This is a genomic window from Mucilaginibacter sp. P1_A3, from assembly GCF_056406855.1.
This window is the reverse complement of the sequence record NZ_JBFTZJ010000017.1, coordinates 63865-85206: the sequence shown is the minus strand read 5'-3', so window position 1 is coordinate 85206 and position 21342 is coordinate 63865. Positions and strand designations below refer to the sequence as shown.

Below are 21342 nucleotides of genomic sequence, written 5' to 3'. Positions count from 1 at the left end.
CTTCAGAGATACTGAAAGGCGTTTCCTGCTCAAAAAGTTACAGATACAGAACTTCTTATTGCGGACGCGTAAAAAATCGAAACAACACGCAAATCAAAAGCCCCCTCCTTTTGGAGAAGGTCACGTAATCCTACCTCACTTCAAACACATAGCTTCCTGCTTTTACCAGGTAAACGGTAGCAATCGGCTTGCCACTCAAATAAGCTTTACCTGCCGGCAACTGCACGGTGGCCGTTGAATTGGCCGGGATAGTTACTTTGTAGGTGACACCATTACCGGTTCGCGCCCATGAAGAAATTACCTTTCCATACGGACCATCATGCGTGGCGGTAAACTCGTTTAATCCGGCTACAAAATGCGGCGCCAGGATCACGTTTTTAAAGCCCGGCTGCTTAACATCGGGGTGAATACCGGCGATACCTTTGTATAGCCATGCTCCAATCTCGCCAAACATGATGTGGTTAAGGGAGATATCCGATTTGGCATCTATCTGCCAGTTCTCGTATAGGGTAGTAGCGCCGTTAACCATCCACCAGCCCCATGAAGGGAAGGTTTCCTGCGATGCTATTTTGTAGGCTACATCGGGGTAACCGTTATCGCTCAGCGCGCCTAATATCGCTTTAGCGCCAAGGATACCCACATCCAAGTGGAAATTATCGGTGGCTACACGTTGAGCCAGGTTGGCGGCCACTTTGCTTTTTAAATTTTCCGGCACTACATCCCAATATAGCGGAACGCTCAGTTCTGTTTGCAAACCCTGCCCGTAGATGCCCGTTTGCGTGTTAAGGTATTTGGCGTTAATGGCATTTTTTATTTTAGTGGCCAGGGCCGAGTACTTTACAAAATCGGCCTGTTTGCCTAATATTTTGGCGGCTTTAGCCAGTATGCTGGCATCGGCATAATAATAAACCGAAGAGGTAAGCTCAACCGGCGATACTGATTTTACAGGCACCCAGTCGCCAAGGCCCCAGCTGGTGAGGCCGGTTGGGTACAGTTCATCAATATGGTTCACGTATTTTTCAATGCTGGTATAGCTATCGGCCAGCAGTTTGCTATCGCCATAAAACATATAAACATTCCATGGGATGATAGCGATGGTGCTGGTCCAGTCGGGGCCGTTACCCCATTCGTAGCCCCAGCCGCCGGTTGGGATAATGGATGGCAGCACGCCGTTGGGCTGCTGCTCGTCGCGATGGTCGGCCAGCCATTTTTCGTAAATGGTGATGGCATCAAAGTTATATAAGCCGGTTTCGCTGGCTATGTGGGCATCACCCGTCCAGCCATTCTTTTCGCGCTGCGGGCAGTCGGTAGGGTAACCAAACAGGTTGCTGAGGTAACTATGATTAGTGGCACTCCATATTTGGTTAATGGTTGGGTTTGATGATTTCACATCGCCGATGGGCTGCACATCGCTATGCATAAAAAAAGCTTTCAGGCTCTCTTTGGTAAGCTGAATAGGTTTGCTGCTGCTTACCTCTACATACTGAAAACCCTTGTAGTTAAACTTCGGCATAAAGGTTTCTTCGCCCTTGCCGCCAAGAATAAAAATATCTGTCTGAAAAGGATCTTTATCATCCGTTGGGCGATAATGCAGATCGATATTGGATTGATCTACATGACCGTTCTTGTTGAGGCGTTCTGCATGTTTAAGGCGTATGATGGTGCCCGAATCGCCCTTTACGGTGATCTGGCTTACACCGGAGATATTGCGGCCAATATCAAACACCCATAAATTATTGTCGATTTTGGTGATGGTTTTACTGGCAATCTCCTCCACATTGCGAATCGGCTGCAGGCTTTGCGCAACGATATTAGTAGACGTCGCCGAGCGGTTGATAACCGGTTTCCAGGCGCTATCAATAAAATCGGGCGTGTTCCAACCTGATTGCTCTTTACGGGCGTCGTAATGTTCGGCTGTGTAAATGCTGTTAAACACTACCGGACTTAAAGCTGTTTTCCACTGCGTATTGGATGATACGGTTTCTACCGTACCATCGGTATAAGTGATGCGCAGATCCATACAAAAAGTTGGACGGTTGCGCCACGGTGCCTGGTGAAAATACCACACTGCTGTACTTTGGTGATTATACCAGCCGTTCCCCAATAATACCCCTACGGCATTTTTTCCATTTTGCAGGTTAGCAGTAACATCATAAGCTACGTAAAGGGTGCGCCTGTCAAACCGGGTATACATAGGATCGAGCCGATGGTTGCCTATTTTTTTGCCATTGATATATAGCTCATACAAACCCGCCACCGCGATATAGGCCCTTGCCGATTTGATGGTTTTGCCCACCTTAAATGTATTCCTGAAATACGGGGCCGGATTTACCGCAATACCTTTGTTATCGCTGATCCAGGAGCCTTTCCAGTTGCGCATCTCCATCATACCGGTTTCAAAACTGGTTATTGCCGATGAACTTAGCTTTTTACCCGCCTGATCCCATAACTGAACACGCCAGTAGTATTTGGTAAAAGGCTGTAAAGCCTTACCACCATAGGTAACCAGGTTTGTAGCGGATGTAATTTTAGTGGTTGTCCAGCTATCTCCCCTGCCAGCGCCAACAGCAACAGAATCAGTACCCACAAAAAGTTGGTAGGCCGTTTGGGCAGCTCCTTGCTGTGCATCGGCCATGGACCAGGTTAAACGCGGGTGTTTTGCATCAATACCTATCGCATTGCTAAGATATTCGCACTTTAGGTTAACTGCCTGGGCCGGTTCTGCAGCTTTAGCGGATTGGATTATTAAAATACTGTTGAATAATAACGCGATGTAAAGCATGAGCTTACATAAAGGTTGTTTCATATGGGAACAAGATATATCGGTTTATAAAAGTAGTAAAAGGTTTTAGCAAAAACATTAAAAAATAGTACCCTGAAAGCGGGCTTTCAAAATACGATTGGCAATGTAAAGTGATATTTTTATTTGCGCGTCCTGCACTGTCTTGTGCGGAGAATTGAAATTTTGGGGCCGTTCAAGTTGATAAAAGTGACCATGCTTTGTCCTGAAAATGCTCCGTAGGAGCTACCTGTTTGTAGCCCTCATCCAAAAAAAGCAAATTGCGCCGTAGGTGCTATCCTTAATCAACAGATCTGTCAGAGAAGGGTAGCATCTACGATGCAAAAAAAAGTTATGTTCTATTTCTACAATCAGGTAACTCCTGACGGAGTAACTGGGTATGATGGTAATATTCTCAATTCTACAACAAACCCTTCAGCACCGGCCAAACCTTATCAGCCATAACCCTATACCCCGCCGGGTTGGGGTGTAGCATATCCGGTAAATTAAGGTGCGATTTACCTGCCACACCATCCAAATAAAAGGGCACAAAGACCATCTGGTTAACATCGGCCAGCTTACGAAAAACCGCTTTAAAATCTATAGCGAACGGCCCCGGAATAAACAAGGGGATCTCCATACCCATCATCACCAGTTTTATGCCGGGATACTTGAGTTTTACCTTATCAATAATTTCCTGTAAGTTTTTAGCGGTGGTTTGAGGTGATATCCCCCTTATGATATCGTTAACACCCAACTCCAGCACGAAAATGTGCAATGGGCGGTTCATCCAATACTCCAATCGCCTAAGTCCGCCGGAGGAGGTATCACCGCTGAGGCCGCCATTAATACAATGATATGGCAAGCCATCCGCGTCTATTTTTTGTTGTATTAAGGCAGGGAACGATTCGGTTTTATGATTAGGCAAACCATACCCTGCCGTGAGGCTATCGCCAAAAAAAAGAATATTCTGCATATAGTGAAATGCGCAGATACAAAATTAATACCTGGTGTTATCCTTAAAATTTTGCGCGCGTACAGCTATCTGCTCTAAAGTAAGTTCACCATATTTTTTAGCGCGGTCCAGCCATTCGGGAGCTTCATCCACCAGGTTATCTATGATTGATTTGCCATCTGGTCCTTTTTTGGTAACATAATTTATGCCGTAGGCAACTGCTGCACCAATGGCAAGTGTTTTTATAAAGCCCATATTTTTATTTGTTTATTGAGTAAGTATATGACAATGATGGTGCCAGTTTGTTACGCACCGTAATGATAAGATACAAAGCGTTGTAAAAAGTTTAATGTTTTAACTATTTTTACTTCAACTATGTTTTTTATCCTCTCAAAAGTACTGGCATTTTTACTTATCCCATTACTATATATCTTTGTTTTACTGGCTATTGCCGTTTTTTCAAAAAAGCCTAAAGCTAAGCGTAACTGCCTGTTATCAGGACTTGTTTTACTTTGGATCTTCTCGGCCCCACTATTCTTAAACTTATTCGCCAAAGCCTGGGACGTTGCACCGGGAAAGTTGGATGCGGGCAAAACCTACAGTGCTGTTATTGTATTAGGGGGCTTTGCCGGCGATAACGGCAAAGGCAAGTGGGCATTTAACTGGGCTGCGGACAGGTTTATACAGGGCGTTTTACTGCAACGCACCGGAAAGGCAAAAAAAATTGTGATCTCGGGCGGGAACGGCCACCTTTTCGCCGATGGCTTTAGGGAGGCTGATTGGGCAAAAGAGAAACTAATAGCTTTACAAATACCGGATAGTTGTATACTGGTAGAAAACCAATCGCGCAATACGCTTGAAAACGCATCCTTAACAAAAACATTATTAATTAAAAATAAATTGAAAGGGCCCTATATATTGGTAACATCGGCCTTTCACATGCGCCGGTCACTACAAATATTTAAAAGCAAAGGCTTTGATGTAATTGCTTATCCGTGCAATTATTTTGCAGGAACCGGCAACCTATCTTTTGGAGATCTGATACCAGAAGCGGGTGTACTAACCGGATGGAATACATATATCAAAGAACTCATCGGTTATATGGTTAACCATATAACCGGCAAAGTTTAGCAATAGAATATCCCCAATAGCTCTGCTGTACTATATATATTGCCCTGAGCCTCGCGGTTACGAGCCTTTGCGTTAAATAATGACCCTCGCTATATTTCAACAAATAACCTGATCAACAGATTATTTAATTATTTTGGCAACCGGAGGATTAAACAAATATTAATAAATCGGCCTTTTATGGGTATATTGTTAGTGGAGGATGAACCTAATGTGGTATCGGTTATAAAACGCGGACTTACAACATACGGGTTTGAGGTAAGTGTTGCCGCTAATGGCGTTACAGGCTTGCAAATGGCGCTCGATCATAATTTTGACCTCGTTATCCTGGATGTGATGCTCCCTTTAATGGATGGCATACAGGTATGTAAACGCATCAGGGAGCAAAAAAAATCTGTACCCATTATCATGCTTACAGCGCTCGACTCTACCGAAAATATTGTAGGCGGCTTGGATAGCGGCGCCGACGATTACATGGTAAAACCCTTTAAAATAGCCGAACTTGCCGCCCGCCTGCGTACACTACTGCGCCGCAGCGGTGCCGAAATACAAACAAACAATAGTTTTGCTATTGATAACCTGCACATTGATACCGAATCAAAAATTGCCAAACGTAATAACGAAGTATTAAAACTTACCGCTACAGAATACCGGCTGCTGGAGTATTTTATAAAAAATCAAAGAAAGGTATTATCCCGCATCCAGATCCTGGAAAACGTTTGGGATATTGATTTCAATATGGGCACCAATGTGGTTGATGTTTATGTAAACTACCTGCGTAAAAAGCTGGAGAAAAACGGGGGCATTAAATTGATCCATACCGTTTTTGGCATGGGTTATATCATGAAAGAGGGAGATAGCGATGAAGATACAAAGTAAGATCACCCTGCTGTTTCTCCTATTATCGGGCGGAATACTAATACTGCTCAGTGCATCCATTTTTTACTTTGCTTATAAATTCAGTTTCGATGATTTTTATAAGCGACTGGAAGCCCGGGTGAATATCCTGGCCGAAGTGAATCTTTTCCCCGGTGCCAAAAGCGAAGCCACCCAGGAGGTGCGTAACAAATACCTGGAAAAGCTGGATTCGGAGAAAGGGTATTTTTTAAGTGTAGATAGCAACAATAAAGTAAAAACACCGGCTGGCAGTAATATCCGTAATAAACTTATTCAAAACATATTAAGCAACGGTTCCGCTCAGTATAGAAATAACAACACTTTCTACGCTGGCTCTGTATTTACCAAAGACGGCTCCAGGTATATTGTGATTGTCTCGGCATCAAACCCGGCCGGTTTCCAGGAGATGAAAGATCTGCAGGAGATTCTGATCTATGGCTTCCTGGTAGCTATGATATTGATTTATTTTATTGGGAAGATATTTTCTTTTTACACCTTTCAGCCAGTGCGGCGCATCATCAATAATGTAAAAAACATTACAGCAAACAACCTCCATTTCCGGCTGGATGAATTAAGCGGCAAAGACGAAATTGCCGAGCTATCTTACACTTTTAATGATATGCTTAACCGCCTGGAAACGGCGTTTGAAACACAAAATAATTTTGTAAGCAACGCGTCGCATGAGTTAAGAACCCCGCTTACCATCATCTCATCAGAGGTTGAGCTGGCTTTAAACAAGCAAGACCTGAATCCTCATCAGCGTGAAATTTTAAACACCGTTTATGCCGAATCGGAAAAATTAGGACAAATCCTGAACAGCCTGCTCACCCTTGCACAATCGGGCTTTGATGGTAAAAGGCAAAACTGGGAAAGCATCAGGATGGATGAATTGTTACTTACCGCTTCAGAATCGGTTAAAAGGGTCCACCCGGATAGCAATATATTCATCAACCTTGAAAATTTGCCCGATGATGAAAAGCTACTATATGTTAAAGGTAATAGTAACCTGTTAAGGCTGGCCATCAACAATATCATCAGCAATGCTTGTAAATACTCTGATAACCGTATGGTAACGGTTGCCTTGCTGGCAGAAAACAACAAGATCATCGTATCCATCAAGGATCAGGGTATCGGCATCCCTAAAACCGAGCTTCAGCATATTTTTGAGCCTTTCTTCAGGGCATCAAACGCGCATAATTATGAGGGGCACGGCGTTGGCTTACCGTTAACGCTAAACATCATCCGCCTGCATAAAGGCAGCCTGGGCATCAGTTCGGAAGTAGGCGTTGGTACGGAGATTAAGATTTTTTTGCCGGTGGAGTAGCCTCAGCCCCACGGGAGCTTGTAAAAGACACGTTGTCATTTCGAACGAGGTACGAGGAGAAATCCTGTACGACATGCAGTCAACTATGCAGGGTGTAGAAGATTTCTCGTTCGCTCCCCACTTATTCCTCCCATTGCTCTATCGAAATGACATTTTCTTTTATTAAAAGATGTGTATACACACAGTAGCTCCTTTGGATGGGCCGGGGGCTGCAATTAATTCTAATCAAATTCTAATAAGTTTCTTAAATCATCTTAATTATTGGCTGCTACACTTGTATCAAACAAAACGATACAAGTTTCAACAATAATTAACATGACTATGAAAACGCTATTAATCCCAACCGATTTTACCCAACAATCTATTCAAGGCATCCCGGCATTGGTACATCAATATTACCCCGAAAAGGTAAATATTGTACTGGTGCACATGCTTAAAATTACCGACTCATTAAGCGAGCTGCTGATGTTATCGCGCCGCAGTGTGGAGTACAGGCATATCCCCGATAATTTTTACACCCGCTGTACCGAATTGCAAAATAAGCATAGCCACCTCATTAACCGTATTGCAATTAACTTTTTTTATGGCAGCACTGTAGCTGTATTTAATAATTACCTGGAGGCTAACGAGGTTGATGCTATTGTAAGGCCACATGATAACTACCAGTTGCTTTTTAAAAATAGTATCGCGCCCCAAATGCTGATATCCAAATGCAGCATTAAAATAATCGCGCTGCCCAAAACTCAAGGTATGCCGGCTGATATCCTGGTTACCGAGCCGGAATTAACAGAACATCAATAATAACATCTTAAAAAAACATCTATGCTACTAAAAGAAAATATACCGGTAAGCTACGTATTCGGTAAAATAAAAAAAGAACTCATCCTGGTGGCTGTATACTCTGCGGCAATTTATTTTATCCACCAGTATTATAATTTTAAAGCGGTATCAATCCCTTTAACCGTATCAACCATATTGGGTACTATCATCTCCCTGTTGCTGGCTTTCCGCTCAAACCAGGCTTATGACCGCTGGTGGGAAGCCCGCATTTTGTGGGGCGGCATAGTAAATGATAGCCGCACGTTTGCCCGGCAGGTATTAACCTTTGTTGACAGCAGCCATGATGGCGAACAAAAACGAGCTTTAAAAGAGCGTATCATCAGGCGCCAAATGGCCTGGTGTTACAGTTTAAGCTGCCATTTACGTGGGCAAAACGCCAAAGAAAACCTGGAAGCCTATTTAAGTGATGATGATATAAAAAACATCAAAAACCTGGATCATACCCCGCTTGCTATAAACGAGCTGCAGGGCCATGACCTGCGCACGCTGTACAAACTTGGCTGGATAAACGAATATCAGCAGGTAGCTATGGATAGTACGTTAACAGGTTTCATGAACTCAATGGGTGGCTGCGAGCGGATCAAAAACACGGTTTTTCCATCTACCTATAGCGTGTATATCCATTGGCTGGTGATGTTTTTTGTACTGTTGCTACCCTTTAGCCTTATAGAGTTCTTTGGCATTTTCCAGGTTCCATTAGTAATCGCTATTTCATCAGCCTTTTTCCTCATCGAAAAAATGGCCATACATCTGCAGGATCCGTTCGAGAATAAGCCTACTGATACGCCCACAACTGCCATCAGCCGTACCATTGAAAACAACCTTAAACAAATGATGAAGGATGAGTTGCCAGAGGATATAGGTGCCATGATAAGTAAACAACCTCAAAAACAGGCAGTATTTTATATACTGTAGTGAAGAGAATCAAGAGGTTAGAGTGAAGAATTAAGACGTTTGCCTTTTGACGCAGGGTCGACTCACCCCGACATCGCTGGCTCGTCTGCCCCTCTCTCCGCTTCGCGCATAGAGGGGCTTAAAAAAAATCCGTAAAAAATGCTGTTCCCGCCCCTCTTTCCACCGCAGGTGAAGAGAGGGGCGACCGGCGAAGCCTGGTCGGGGTGAGTCGTTGCCAGCATACAGAGCTTATTGCTTAGTCTGAAATAAACACGTCATTGTTCCATACCTCACAATAACGTTTCTATAAAATGCACCAAAAGTCTTAATCCCCTGCTTCAAAATCCTTGCTCCTTACTCCAAAAATCCTCTGTCTTAATAAAATTCTTTTCCCTATTTTGGCAATCGGGAAATTTATAACAAATCCTGGTTTACTAAAATGACTTATTGCCTCGGAATTAAGGTTAAAGAAGGCTTATTGGCTATTGCCGATACCCGGATAACTTCGGGAACAGATACTACTGTAAAAAAGAAGATCACCATAGAACAAAAAGACAATTTTTCCCTTTTCATCATGACCAGCGGCCTACGGTCGGCAAGGGATAAAGCCATTGTATATTTTAACGAGCTGCTGGAAACCAAAGAGTTTAACAAAATGTACAAGGCCGTAAATGCCTTTGGCGAACAGGTAAGGCGCGTAGCTGTTGAGGATAAAGCATCATTGGAAGCTGCCGGATTTAAGTTTGATTTGAACACCATTATTGGCGGGCAGTTAAAGGACGACGACGAACACAAGCTGTTTTTACTTTATCCCGAAGGTAACTGGGTTGAGCTGGGGCAGGGTGCGCCTTACGTGGTTATAGGTAACTCGGGCCATGGTAAGGCGATTTTAAACCGCATACTTACCGAAGACAGCAGCCTGAAACTGGCACTGAAAACCGGTTTTCTTTCGTTCGATTCAACCAGGGTAAGTTCAAACAATGTTGATTTCCCTATCGATGTCGCCCTTTACAAAAAGGATACTTTCGAGATCATCGAAACACGGTACGAAAAGAAAGACCTGGAATACATATCGGCACAATGGGCCGAAGAATTGAAACTGGCCCTGGAGCATATCTCTGAGGACTGGATGGATACAACATTTAACAGATTAGAAGAAATTAAAACCGGAAGCTAAGCAAATGAAATTCGATGTGTTTACCCAAATGGAATATGTAGTACGGTCGCCGGGCACATTGATATTAAACATACACGCTTTACGCACACCAAACCAAACCGTTTTAAACGAAGAGTTTACGGTTGAACCCTACGTTAAGATAGAGGAAATAATATCTGCACAGGGCGAAAACCGCCTGATGCGTTTTGAAATCAGCGAACCGGGCACCGTTAAAGTTACCTATAAAGCCCTGGTTGATAATTGTTATGAACTAACAGATTACCACGAGCAGCACGAGGTAATGGTAGCCCAGCTGGATGCTACGGTACTCCCCTATCTTAACCCCAGCCGCTATTGCCAGTCGGATAAGTTGTACCGTTTATCGCACAACCTGTTTGGGCATATCACCAACCCATTTGAAAAAGTAGTAACCCTTACCGATTGGATCCATACCAATGTACAATACCTGAGCGGTTACAGCAATGCCCAAACATCGGCATTTGATACCGTTACCGAGCAAGTGGGCGTATGCCGCGATTTTGCTCATTTAGGTATTGCTCTCTGCCGCGCTTTAACCATACCAGCCCGTTACTTTACAGGCTATGCCTACCATTTGAAACCAGCGGATTTCCATGCTTGTTTTGAAGCCTACCTGGGTGGTAAATGGGTTTTGTTTGATGCAACCAAACTGGTGCCGCTTAACGGACTTATTAAAATTGCCACCGGCCGCGATGCCGCCGATACCGCCATAGCCAACATTTTTGGCGATGTTACCTTTACTACCATGCAGGTAAGCTGCGAACTGGCCGAAGATGGTTTTGAGCCGATTTATTATACCAATAGCGGGTATAATGGGCTATCGTATTTGTAAGAAGCAGATGAAGGGTGAAAGAATTAAAGATCAAGGAAAGGGTGTTTATTTTTTTAGGATATAACAGAGGCTTCTTAAGACTTCTGTAGTTTAACTACTTTGCCTATATACCACAAATACATTTATTCAAACGATTTTGTTTTAGGACATTCGTTTCTATCTTTAAAATATAATAAGTCAAATGCGCTATCTTAAATTCTATGGTTATTACCTTTTATGGTTTTTTACTATATTTTTTGCTTTGCCACAATTGCCCTATTAAGGTTACCTGGAGATATTCCTTTATGGATTAAAGTAGTATTGATCATTTTAACCTTAGTTATAATATCTTCTCCATTTATAATGGTTGAATTAATGATAGACAGATTTTATATCTATAACGGCGAAGCGATAGCGTCAAAACAAGATAAAAAGTTGCACGCAAAACAATGGGGATGGAAAATTACAATCCTTACAATTTTAATTATAATCGGAACGGTTGCAACTGACAGAGAATCATTCACAGAAAAACTATCGAATATACCTTTGTATTCATTTAACATATGCTTGGTTATCGCTCTTTTCACAACAAGTTTTAAATCAAAAGATAAATCTTCAATTTAATTCTCCTAAGCGATATAATACAAACACATGTTAGGCAAAAAGCAAAAGCACTGGACTAAACTCCCCTCATATTACTTATTCAATAGTCCCGCTTTTTGAGCAAACCAGAATTGCAAAACAAAAATGCAGATACTCAAAAACTCATAATTGCTGTATAATCGTTAATGCGGTTTTGCAGGAATAAATATAATCGATACACTAAAAATAATTTACATTATTGATTTAATTATGCGAATCTTTTCGCCTACATTTAGATATTAAATATCTATAAATCAAAACCTTATCACAATGAAAAAGAAACTAAAATTAATTTTATGGGGTGCTATCATCAACTTAGGAGTGCACTCATTGGGCATAGCCCAAACTCCAACTATTGGAAAATGGTATATAACTACATCAGAATTAAGTGTTAATTCTGTGCCCGATACGGCAAAAACGCCAATACAGTACACTGTTTTGAGAGGCACTAAATTCACAATCACCAATGTCAAGGGCAATTTATATACTATTTTGTTTGGCTACTATGGCGATAAAAACACTCCCAAAGGAGGGCACCCCCGCTCTTTAAACAGTATTAAATATGACACCGTTACAAAAAAATATTTACTTACCTATCCGTTAGACAAGGCTTATATTCAAAGCTGGGCAAATTTTAAAAAATTTACAATTTCGGCCGAAGACCTTAGCAAAGCGATTTTATATACTACTGGCAATTTTGATTTCACTTATGGTGCGTTAACATTGCCGTTAAAAATCAGATTTGGAAATGGAGGAAATACTTATTCTGCTTTCGAAGAAAATTTAAATTTGGGTTTAACAGCTGGATTAAAATATACGATACCAGGGACAAAAGAACAATCCATAAATCTGTTAGGATTAATAGGATTAACAAGTGCCAACCTTGATAGCGTAGCTTTTAAAAATCCTAAATTTTATAGCTCAAAAATTACAAGCACAAAGGCTGTATCCCTAGGAATTGGCCTAATGTATCAATATTCTAATTTTCAAGTTGGATTATTTGGTGGCATTGACCATATTTCTGGCGAACTCGGCAGACAGTGGAGACATCAAGACAGGCTATGGATGGGTGTAGCAATTGGAGTAGCATTATACTCTAAAGATTCACTAAATAAAAACCCAAGCGGAACAACTAATATCAATTAATAAATTTGATATTAGAGTATTTGTAAGAAAGCTGAAAGTCAAAATTACGCGAAACAATTTTTTTTATTTCGGGTCTGGCTTTCGGCTAAACTTTGATGTCGCGGGCAGATTCGAACTGCCGTTTAGGGTTTTGCAGACCCCCACCTATCCTCTCGGTCACGCGACTTAAAAAAACTATAAAATCACTTATTAGATTGGCAGGGGGCGAAGATGGTATTATTATCTTTCTCCGTTGAATGGAGCAGGAATTAGCACCTTTTACATTATGCGGATGTAGAGGTTGCTAAGACGTCTTTGGGCCTTTCCCTCAGTCTTTCTTGATAAGTTAAATAAAGAACGATTGTCTGTGATGACGATGCAAACATAAAACATTATTTATATAAATCCTATAGGAATAGTAGAATATTTTCAAATAAGTTCGTTATATACTATAAATCAGCTTAATAAATTAAAATACTGTTGCGAAATTTCAGCGCATAATAACAACAACTCATAAAAGTCCTGTTTATATTGAATCTATTTTTTACCGCCATATCAACAGGCAGCTCTTTACATCTCAGAGTATGTCTAAAAATAATAAACAGGCCGTCATTGCACGAAGCAATCCCGAACGCTGCAGATCCGATTTGTAAAGCTGCTCTGTAAGGCGGGGATTGCTTCGTACCTCGCAATGACGCGTGGATATGTGCTTCATTGGAAGTATAAAAAATTAATAAATCAAATTTAGACACCCTCTCAGCTAACAAAAGAAAACAAAGCAATCATATTTAAATTGCACCCATTCACTTTCCCATCCACCTAATGGATTATCCTATTACTCCATTACGCTAATTCCACTCAACCTTTTGCAAAAAAAACTGAATAACAGTTGCCCTCTATATCTGTAATTTCGATACCTTGTATACAACCGTACTTTTGCAGATACACAAGGATAGTTGTTTAAACCATAAGCGTTAATATTGCTTTAACCAATTAATTAAGCACACAAAATGAAGGTAGCTTTATTTGTACCCTGTTATGTTGATCAGTTTTACCCCAACGCGGCAATTGCCACACTGGAGTTACTGGAGAAACTGGGTTGCGAAGTTCATTATCCAAAAAATCAAACCTGCTGCGGGCAGCCCATGGCCAACTCTGGTTATGAGCATCTTACCGGCGGCTGCAATAATTTATTTATAGATAATTTTTCGGGATATGATTATATCGTATGCCCATCTGGAAGTTGCACGCTGCATATTAAGGAACACCTCCACTCCCAGGAAAACGAAGCTATGGCGGGCGACATCCGCAAACGGGTTTTTGAACTGACCGAGTTTTTGGTTGATATATTAAGGATAGAGAGCCTGGATGCCAGCTTCCCATATAAAGTGGGCATGCACCAAAGCTGCCACGGCCTTCGCGGTTTACGCATTTCGCAAATGACAGAGCTGGTTGCCCCCCCATTCAGTAAACCCGCACAATTGCTCAACATGGTAAAAGGACTGGAGCTGGTTCCGTTAAACCGTGCCGACGATTGCTGCGGCTTTGGCGGTACCTTCTGCGTGGTTGAAGAAGCCGTATCATCCAAAATGGGAAAAGATAGGGTTGATGATCATATTGAACATGGCGCGCAGTACATCACCTCGGCCGATCTGAGCTGCCTCATGCACATGGAAGGCATTTTACGCCGGCAGGGAAGCGATGTTAAAGTAATTCACGTTGCCGAAATTTTAAACCACAGCATCAAATGAGCAGCACCGCGACAAAAGATCACCCTCAATTAGCAGCCATATTTAACCGGGACGAACCCCGCGTTGACTGGCACGACGAAACCCTGTGGTGGGTACGTGCCAAAAGGGATATAGCCGCACATAAATTACCCGAATGGGAATTATTGCGCGAAACTGCATCACAGATCAAGAACAACGTATTATCAAACCTGAGCAGCTACCTGGAGCAGTTTGAGGCCAATGCCATCAAAAACGGCGTTATTGTTCATTGGGCAGCCGATGCCCGCGAACATAACCAGATAATCCATAAACTACTAAGTGACAAGGGCATCAACCGTATGGTAAAAAGCAAATCTATGCTTACCGAGGAATGCCACCTTAATGAATACCTTTTACAACAGGGCATTGATGTGATTGACTCAGACCTGGGCGAGCGCATTGTACAGCTGGCAGGCGAACCGCCAAGCCATATTGTATTGCCCTGCATCCACAAAAAAAAAGAAGAAATAGGTGATATTTTCCATGAGCATTTAGGCTCGGCCAAAGGCGAATCGGATCCTAAGATCCTGACCGAAACAGCCCGCCAGCATTTGCGCGAAGTATTTTTAACCCGCCGGGCCGCCCTTACCGGCGTAAACTTTGCCATTGCCGAAACCGGCGAAATTGTAATTTGTACCAACGAGGGCAATGCGGATATGGGTGCCCACCTGGCCGAAATCCACATTGCATCTATGGGGATGGAGAAGATCATCCCCGAACGAAAACATTTGGGTGTTTTTTTACGCCTGCTCACCCGCAGCGCTACCGGCCAGCCTATAACCACTTACTCCAGCCATTTTGCCAAACCGCAGCATGGTAAGGAGATGCATATTGTAATTGTAGATAACGGGCGCAGCATTCAATTGGGCAGGGAAGATTTTCGCAACTCTTTAAAATGTATTCGTTGCGGCGCTTGTATGAATACTTGCCCGGTATACCGCAAAAGCGGTGGCCACAGTTACCATACCGCCGTTGCCGGCCCGATAGGCAGCATTTTGGCACCCAACCTGGATATGGAAAAATATGCCGACCTGCCCTTTGCCTCAACCCTTTGCGGATCATGCAGCAATGTATGCCCCGTTAAAATTGATATTCACGATCAGCTGTATAAGTGGCGGCAGGTTATTGTAAAGGCGGGCTACACACCCAAAGCTAAAACCATAGCCATGAAAGGTATGGCCTTTACGCTGGCCTCCCCTGCCTTGTACCGCGCAGCCGGCAAAATGGGCAGGTGGACATTTAAACATGCACCATTCGCGGTTAATAATGGCGCAAACCCATGGTATAAACACCGCGAAATGCCAAAAGCACCCGAGCAATCATTTGGCGAATGGTATACTAAAAGAAAGGACCAACAGAAATGAGCAGGGAAAAAATATTAGCGGCCGTAAAAGCCAACCAGTTTAGCCATGCCGAGCTGCCCGATCTTGAAATATTAAGTTCGTTAACAAACAATAACGAGAATTTAGTTGAACGATACACCGCCGTAGGGAGCGCCGGCGGCAGCTTTGTTTATGAAGTGGCCAATTATGGTGCCATTAAAGCTATTCTCCAAAAAGAGTTTAAACCCGGCGTAAAGATCATATCGGGAATTAGCGAACTGGGAGATTATACTTTTGTTGATGATGTAAAGCATGAACTCTCGCACAGTTTTGCCGATGTAGAGCTTTGCATCCTGGCATCAAACCTGGGCGTGGCCGAAAATGGCGCGCTATGGCTAACAGAGGAGCAAATGACGGTGAGGGTATTACCATTTATTGCCCAGCACCTGGCCATAGTTATCAGCAAAAACAGCCTTGTACCTACCATGGCACAGGCTTATGAAACAATTGGTGAATCGGGATATAGATATGGTGCATTTATTTCCGGTCCATCAAAAACAGCCGACATCGAGCAGTCCCTGGTTATAGGTGCACACGGACCAAGGAGTTTATCGGTGTTTATACTAACATAGCCCCATTTAAATTTGAGTTATATATTTTTAATTAGGCCTGCCGTTTGATTGACGGCAGGCTTTTTTTGTATACCAATTATTTGGCAGCTAAAGGGTAGCCCTGAGCTATCCAGTTGGTTTTTAAATTGGTTGATATGTTAAGCAGCTTAATATTGGTAAAGCCCTCTTTTTGTAGCTCCAGGAATGCCGGGCGGATATTGGGGCATTTGGCAAAAGGGCAGCAACCGCAATAAATAACCACCGCTGTAGTTTTAGGCAGCAATGTAAGCGCGTTTTTGAATTTTTCCAGATTCTCTGTGTTGTTTACCGCACCAATATGTTTAGCGCCCTTTATATCCTCCACCGCGCCAATATTAAAAATGACGGGAGTTTTCGCATCCCCTGCTTTAATATCGGCAGCCAATTCGGCTGGTTCCAATAATTGACCGGCAGTCCAGGGGTTAGTGGAGCCTAATGTTGGCATGGTGGCCGGCGAGGTTTGTGCATGGGTATTCATAGCAATTAAACCAACAAACATTAAACTTAATATAGCTATCAAACAATTTCTCTTCATAGTTGGGATATTTATCTTGAACTTTAATTTTTTAAAGATGAGCATTATCCATGGAAGAAAATAATAAGCAGCATTGGGAACAGGTATATGAAACTAAAAACCCCGGCCAGGTAAGCTGGACACAGCCCGTTCCGCAAACCTCGCTTGATTTTATTCATAGCTTCCATCTGGCAAAAACAGATAAAATTATTGACATTGGCGGTGGCGACAGCAGGCTGGTTGATTGCCTGTTGCAGGAGGGATTTACCAATGTTACCGTTTTAGATATATCTGCAAAAGCATTAGCAAAAGCTCAAACCAGGCTTGGCGATAAAAGCGATCAGGTAACCTGGATAGTTTGTGACATCAGTGATTTTAAGCCTACAGAAACTTATACTCTTTGGCACGATAGGGCGGCCTTCCACTTTTTAACCCACGAAGATCAAATTACCAATTATTTGAACATCGTATCAAACGCGGTTAGTAATTATGTAGTGATGGGTACTTTCTCTGAAAACGGCCCCGAAAAATGCAGCGGCCTACCCATTAAACAATACTCAGAACTGCAATTGCAAAATCAATTCCATCAACACTTTAAAAAGATAAGGTGTATTACCGAAGATCATATCACGCCATTTGAAACCACGCAAAATTTTCTGTTTTGCAGCTTTAAGAAAATCGAAAACATAGCCTAAAATTCATGCCTGCAATGATGACATAGAAATGAATTTTCCCTATTGCAAAAATATACCGATTGGTATATTTTTGTGGCGTTGAATTTAATCACTCAGCATATCAAAATGAAAACTTCAAAAAACACCATACTCATTACCGGCGGCAGTGCCGGCATAGGTTTTGAGTTAGCCAAAAAACTATCAGGCCAGGATAATCATGTAATCATCATCGGTCGTAATGATGAACGTTTGCAAAAAGCTGCCGGTCAATTAAAAAACGTAACGGCCATTAATGCCGATATATCAAATGCAGAAGATGTAGAAGCGCTGGTTACTAAGTTAACTACCGAATTTCCTGAACTGAATATAGTGATCAACAATGCAGGTGCAGCCAACATCAATAACCTGCTTAGCGGCACCAATACCTTTGAAACAGCAGGTGAAGAAATGCTGACCAACTACCTGTCTGTCATCCGCCTTAACGAAAAACTATTACCATCACTCAAAAAACAAAATGAAGCTGCTATAGTAAATGTATCATCGGTAGTTGCTTTTGCACCAAGCACAAGGTTAGCCACTTATGGCGCAACTAAAGCCGCGCTTCATGCCTATACCCGCGCTTTAAGATTGGTATTGGCAGAAACCAGTGTGAAAGTTTTTGAACTGATGCCTCCATTGGTTGATACCGAATTTTCGGCAGAAATAGGCGGCAAAAATGGGATCTCGCCATCACAGGTTGCTGATGAGTTTTTCACAGCCCTGGAGACCGATACATACGAGATACGGGTAGCTAATACAGAAGATTTTTACCGCTTATACCTATCAAACCCAGATGAAGCTTTAAGAGTGATTAACCTGCCAAGGTAATCCATTTAAAAAATTTATTACTGTAAAATATACCAATCGGTATATTTTACAGTAATAAATTTTATACTCCAATGAAAAAAAACATTCTTATCATAACCGTTATCGCGGCGGCAGTAATGGAACTGATAGATACTTCCATAGTAAACGTAGCCTTATCGCACATGAGCGGTAACTTGGGTGCTACCCTGGAAGATACTTCCTGGGTAATAACAGCCTACGCTATTGCTAACATTATAGTAATACCCATGACCAGCTTTTTAGCCACAAAGCTGGGGCGCCGTAATTATTACATCGGCTCTATTATCGCTTTCACTTTCTTCTCGGCAATGTGCGGTCTGGCATCCAATATCTGGACACTGGTGCTGTTCCGCTTTTTGCAGGGCATGGGCGGCGGGGCTTTGTTATCGGTATCGCAGGCTATTGTATTTGAGGTATTTGGCAAAGCACGTACAGGTATAGCCAGCGCGTTATTTGGAGTAGGTGTATTTTTAGGTCCTACCATCGGGCCAACATTAGGTGGTTTCATTACAGAATACTATTCATGGCCATGGATCTTCTACATCAATATACCTATTGGTATTGCCGTAGCCGTATCAAGCACGATACTGGTTACCGAGCCCGAGATTAAAGTTAAAGCCAAGGCGGTAGACTGGTGGGGAATACTGCTGCTGGTTATTGGCATAGGTTCGCTCCAGACTGTATTGGAGCGCGGCGAAACTGATGATTGGTTTTCGGCCAATTACATTATCGCTTTAACGGTGACCGCGGTATTTAGCATTTTCATGTTTATTTGGTGGGAGCTTACCGTACCAAACCCGGTTATTGATTTAAGGGTACTAAAAAGCAAATCACTGGCCGTTGCGGCTATCCTTACCTTTGTAACCGGCGTTGGCCTGTTCACCTCTGTTTTTTTAACACCGGTACTGGCGCAGCGGGTTCTGGGGTTCCCGCCTACCATTACAGGGCTTACTTTGCTGCCGGGCGCTATACTGGCCATTTTTGGTCTATTATTTTCGGCCACATTGCTCAAAAAAGGAGTATCACCACTAATAATAATTATCACTGGATTTTTTCTGTTCATGATATTTAGTTATAAAATGGCAGGATTGAATTTAGAAGCTACTCCCGGCAATTTGGCTTTAATCCTTATTTACAGGGCTATGGGGCTCGCGTTCCTTACGGTTCCGCTAACGGCGCTTGCAGTTTCGGGACTTGAGGCTAAGGATGTTCCGCAGGGCTCGGCCTTAAACAATATGATGCGGCAGCTGGGCGGCTCATTCGGGATAGCAATGATCAACACCTATGTGGCCAAAAGATTTGGATCGCACAGAAATGATCTTATCTCCAATATCAGCGTTTACAACCCGCAGGCTACCAATCGTATTAATAACTTAACCCAATATTTTACGGGTAAGGGATCGTCTGGTTTTGATGCCCATAATAAAGCCATGGCCGTAGTTAATAATGGTATCGACAAGCAATCGTTCCTGTTAAGTTATTTGGATGCGTACATACTTGTTGGTTTACTGTTTTTAGTGGCTATGCCTTTGTTATTCCTGGTACTTAACCGTAAAAAACAAGCCGGGCCAATAGTGCTGGTGAGTGATCATTAAAAACAACATTAAAGGAGGGGATATGTGTGATTCGTGTGGTTAGTCGCGCGTAGAACACACCCCTCCCATTTCACAGTCCGGTGCGCCCCCTCTCGAGAGGGGAACGGGGAAAAATGCTCTCTATCTCAAAAATTATAACATTCAAATACCAGTTGGTATATTTGTAATATGGAAAAGGAATTATCAAAGGCAGAAAGAACCCGCCTGTTTATTTTAGAAACTACGGCTCCTATCTTTAATAAAAAGGGATATGCCGGCACTTCCATGTCCGATATTACAGAGGCGACGGGCCTCACCAAGGGCAGTATTTATGGTAATTTTGCTAATAAAGAAGAAGTTGCCTTAGCTGCCTTTGATTATAACTCGGCCAAAATAAGAAAACAGGTACAGGAGCGCATTCAAAAAGCCGATACCTACTATGATAAACTACTGGTTTACGCCCAGGTTTACCACAGCTTTACCAGGGCAAGCTTCCCTGCAGGTGGCTGCCCCATATTAAATACTGCTGTAGATGCTGATGATACCAACCCCCTGTTAAAAGATAAAGCCGCACAGGCAGTTCTCCGCTGGAAAAAATCAATAGAGAACCTGGTACAGGCCGGTATTGAAGCCGGGGAATTTAAGGACGATGCCGATATAAGCGGCACTGCCCTATCCATGATAGCACTAATTGAGGGTGGTATAATGATAGCCAAGGTAACCAATACACCTGCCAGCCTCGATAAGGTTTTAAAAACCGTTAACGCGCTGGTTTTGGCACTTAAACGCAGGTAACTGTAATTTAATTATTACAAAATAAATTCATAGAAAAAAAACAAATGGCTCAGGCAATACGTTATTGTCTGTACCAATTATATATACTATGTCTATGTCAAAAAAGATCTTAATACTCGATGATAGCGATGATATCCTTGAGGTGATGAAAGACGTGCTTGAGATGGAAGGCTACGAGATTCAGGCCATTAATTATACCAATGATATCTGCAAGGCGGCCATGACATTTAATGCCGACCTGGTGATACTTGATTATATCCTCTTCGGCATAAACGGGGGCGAACTTTGCCATATGCTTAAAACCAATCCGCTAACTGCCCATATCCCGGTGGTAATGGTTTCGGCCTATCCGCGGGTACTGGAGTCGTTAGGAAACTATGGCTCTGACGCTTTTATTGCCAAACCTTTTGGTCTTACAGATATTGTGAACACCGTAAGAGGTTGTTTATTAAAGACGGGGGATATTGAACATGCTGATTGGTAAGCGGCAGGTTTTAAATAACGGATGCCAACTGGGCTATTGCAACGCGCTAACCACGAACTGCGATAATACTTATACAGCACGTAAT

Annotated in this window: 21 protein-coding genes, 1 tRNA gene and 1 riboswitch; of the genes, 17 read left to right on the top strand and 5 right to left on the bottom strand. The window is 42.6% G+C overall.

All coding sequences use genetic code 11. The features are described from left to right. Positions 1 to 130: 130 nt before the first annotated feature. The 3 genes from AC1D0K_RS28885 to AC1D0K_RS28875 all read right to left on the bottom strand — a co-directional run bounded on the left by AC1D0K_RS28885 (position 131) and on the right by AC1D0K_RS28875 (position 3989). The gene (locus tag AC1D0K_RS28885) at positions 131 to 2806 is read right to left on the bottom strand and encodes an alpha-L-rhamnosidase (protein WP_477391810.1); all 2676 of its coding nucleotides are present in this window, start codon (positions 2804 to 2806) and stop codon (positions 131 to 133) included. 394 nt (positions 2807 to 3200) lie between these two features. Further along, positions 3201 to 3755, bottom strand: a complete 555-nt coding sequence (locus tag AC1D0K_RS28880) for an arylesterase (RefSeq protein ID WP_477391809.1) — start codon at positions 3753 to 3755, stop codon at positions 3201 to 3203. A 24-nt stretch (positions 3756 to 3779) separates the two neighbouring features. Continuing rightward, a complete protein-coding gene (locus AC1D0K_RS28875) occupies positions 3780 to 3989 on the bottom strand; it encodes a YtxH domain-containing protein (protein ID WP_295712247.1) in 210 nt (69 codons plus the stop codon). 120 nt (positions 3990 to 4109) lie between these two features. Between AC1D0K_RS28875 and AC1D0K_RS28870 the strand changes: the two genes are divergently transcribed. The 9 genes from AC1D0K_RS28870 to AC1D0K_RS28830 all read left to right on the top strand — a co-directional run bounded on the left by AC1D0K_RS28870 (position 4110) and on the right by AC1D0K_RS28830 (position 12611). Beyond that, positions 4110 to 4865, top strand: coding sequence for a YdcF family protein (locus AC1D0K_RS28870; RefSeq protein WP_477391808.1), 756 nt, complete (start codon positions 4110 to 4112; stop codon positions 4863 to 4865). Positions 4866 to 5042: 177 nt separating this feature from the next. Beyond that, entirely contained in the window at positions 5043 to 5741 is a 699-nt protein-coding gene (locus tag AC1D0K_RS28865; protein WP_477391807.1) for a response regulator transcription factor, read from the top strand. Further along, a complete protein-coding gene (locus AC1D0K_RS28860; RefSeq protein WP_477391806.1) occupies positions 5725 to 7083 on the top strand; it encodes a sensor histidine kinase in 1359 nt (452 codons plus the stop codon). The genes AC1D0K_RS28865 and AC1D0K_RS28860 overlap by 17 nt, the downstream gene beginning before the upstream one ends. A gap of 321 nt (positions 7084 to 7404) precedes the next feature. Further along, the gene (locus tag AC1D0K_RS28855) at positions 7405 to 7884 is read left to right on the top strand and encodes a hypothetical protein (RefSeq protein WP_477391805.1); all 480 of its coding nucleotides are present in this window, start codon (positions 7405 to 7407) and stop codon (positions 7882 to 7884) included. A 21-nt stretch (positions 7885 to 7905) separates the two neighbouring features. After that, complete coding sequence (locus tag AC1D0K_RS28850) at positions 7906 to 8838, top strand: bestrophin family protein (RefSeq protein ID WP_477391804.1); 933 nt, start codon at positions 7906 to 7908, stop codon at positions 8836 to 8838. Between the two features lie 418 nt (positions 8839 to 9256). Continuing rightward, the gene (locus tag AC1D0K_RS28845; RefSeq protein ID WP_295712229.1) at positions 9257 to 9994 is read left to right on the top strand and encodes a proteasome-type protease; all 738 of its coding nucleotides are present in this window, start codon (positions 9257 to 9259) and stop codon (positions 9992 to 9994) included. Positions 9995 to 9998: 4 nt separating this feature from the next. Further along, positions 9999 to 10844: a transglutaminase-like domain-containing protein gene (locus tag AC1D0K_RS28840; RefSeq protein ID WP_295712227.1), complete on the top strand. Its 846-nt coding sequence runs from the start codon at positions 9999 to 10001 to the stop codon at positions 10842 to 10844. A 216-nt stretch (positions 10845 to 11060) separates the two neighbouring features. Continuing rightward, positions 11061 to 11447, top strand: coding sequence for a hypothetical protein (locus tag AC1D0K_RS28835; protein WP_477391803.1), 387 nt, complete (start codon positions 11061 to 11063; stop codon positions 11445 to 11447). A gap of 288 nt (positions 11448 to 11735) precedes the next feature. Further along, entirely contained in the window at positions 11736 to 12611 is an 876-nt protein-coding gene (locus AC1D0K_RS28830; RefSeq protein ID WP_477391802.1) for a hypothetical protein, read from the top strand. A gap of 95 nt (positions 12612 to 12706) precedes the next feature. Here the strand turns inward: AC1D0K_RS28830 and AC1D0K_RS28825 are convergent. Then, positions 12707 to 12777, bottom strand: a tRNA-Cys gene (locus tag AC1D0K_RS28825). A gap of 50 nt (positions 12778 to 12827) precedes the next feature. After that, positions 12828 to 12938: riboswitch (SAM riboswitch) on the bottom strand. 662 nt (positions 12939 to 13600) lie between these two features. Between AC1D0K_RS28825 and AC1D0K_RS28820 the strand changes: the two genes are divergently transcribed. Genes AC1D0K_RS28820 through AC1D0K_RS28810 form a run of 3 tightly spaced genes read left to right on the top strand, consistent with a single transcriptional unit; the run spans position 13601 to position 16313 of the window. After that, positions 13601 to 14341, top strand: a complete 741-nt coding sequence (locus AC1D0K_RS28820) for a (Fe-S)-binding protein (protein WP_477391801.1) — start codon at positions 13601 to 13603, stop codon at positions 14339 to 14341. Beyond that, complete coding sequence (locus AC1D0K_RS28815; RefSeq protein WP_477391800.1) at positions 14338 to 15723, top strand: lactate utilization protein B; 1386 nt, start codon at positions 14338 to 14340, stop codon at positions 15721 to 15723. Before AC1D0K_RS28820 ends, AC1D0K_RS28815 begins: the two co-directional genes overlap by 4 nt. After that, positions 15720 to 16313: a LutC/YkgG family protein gene (locus AC1D0K_RS28810; protein ID WP_477391799.1), complete on the top strand. Its 594-nt coding sequence runs from the start codon at positions 15720 to 15722 to the stop codon at positions 16311 to 16313. Before AC1D0K_RS28815 ends, AC1D0K_RS28810 begins: the two co-directional genes overlap by 4 nt. 76 nt (positions 16314 to 16389) lie before the next feature. Here the strand turns inward: AC1D0K_RS28810 and AC1D0K_RS28805 are convergent, their stop codons facing one another. Further along, entirely contained in the window at positions 16390 to 16866 is a 477-nt protein-coding gene (locus AC1D0K_RS28805; protein WP_477391798.1) for a rhodanese-like domain-containing protein, read from the bottom strand. Between the two features lie 50 nt (positions 16867 to 16916). On the opposite strand from AC1D0K_RS28805, the gene AC1D0K_RS28800 reads away from it, so the two are divergent. The 5 genes from AC1D0K_RS28800 to AC1D0K_RS28780 all read left to right on the top strand — a co-directional run bounded on the left by AC1D0K_RS28800 (position 16917) and on the right by AC1D0K_RS28780 (position 21257). Then, positions 16917 to 17540, top strand: a complete 624-nt coding sequence (locus AC1D0K_RS28800; RefSeq protein WP_477391797.1) for a class I SAM-dependent methyltransferase — start codon at positions 16917 to 16919, stop codon at positions 17538 to 17540. Between the two features lie 105 nt (positions 17541 to 17645). Next, entirely contained in the window at positions 17646 to 18386 is a 741-nt protein-coding gene (locus tag AC1D0K_RS28795; protein WP_477391796.1) for an SDR family oxidoreductase, read from the top strand. Positions 18387 to 18457: 71 nt separating this feature from the next. After that, entirely contained in the window at positions 18458 to 19999 is a 1542-nt protein-coding gene (locus tag AC1D0K_RS28790) for a DHA2 family efflux MFS transporter permease subunit (protein ID WP_477391795.1), read from the top strand. Positions 20000 to 20167: 168 nt separating this feature from the next. Next, the gene (locus tag AC1D0K_RS28785) at positions 20168 to 20773 is read left to right on the top strand and encodes a TetR/AcrR family transcriptional regulator (protein WP_477442750.1); all 606 of its coding nucleotides are present in this window, start codon (positions 20168 to 20170) and stop codon (positions 20771 to 20773) included. Positions 20774 to 20867: 94 nt separating this feature from the next. Continuing rightward, the gene (locus AC1D0K_RS28780; RefSeq protein ID WP_477391793.1) at positions 20868 to 21257 is read left to right on the top strand and encodes a response regulator; all 390 of its coding nucleotides are present in this window, start codon (positions 20868 to 20870) and stop codon (positions 21255 to 21257) included. Positions 21258 to 21342: the final 85 nt, after the last annotated feature.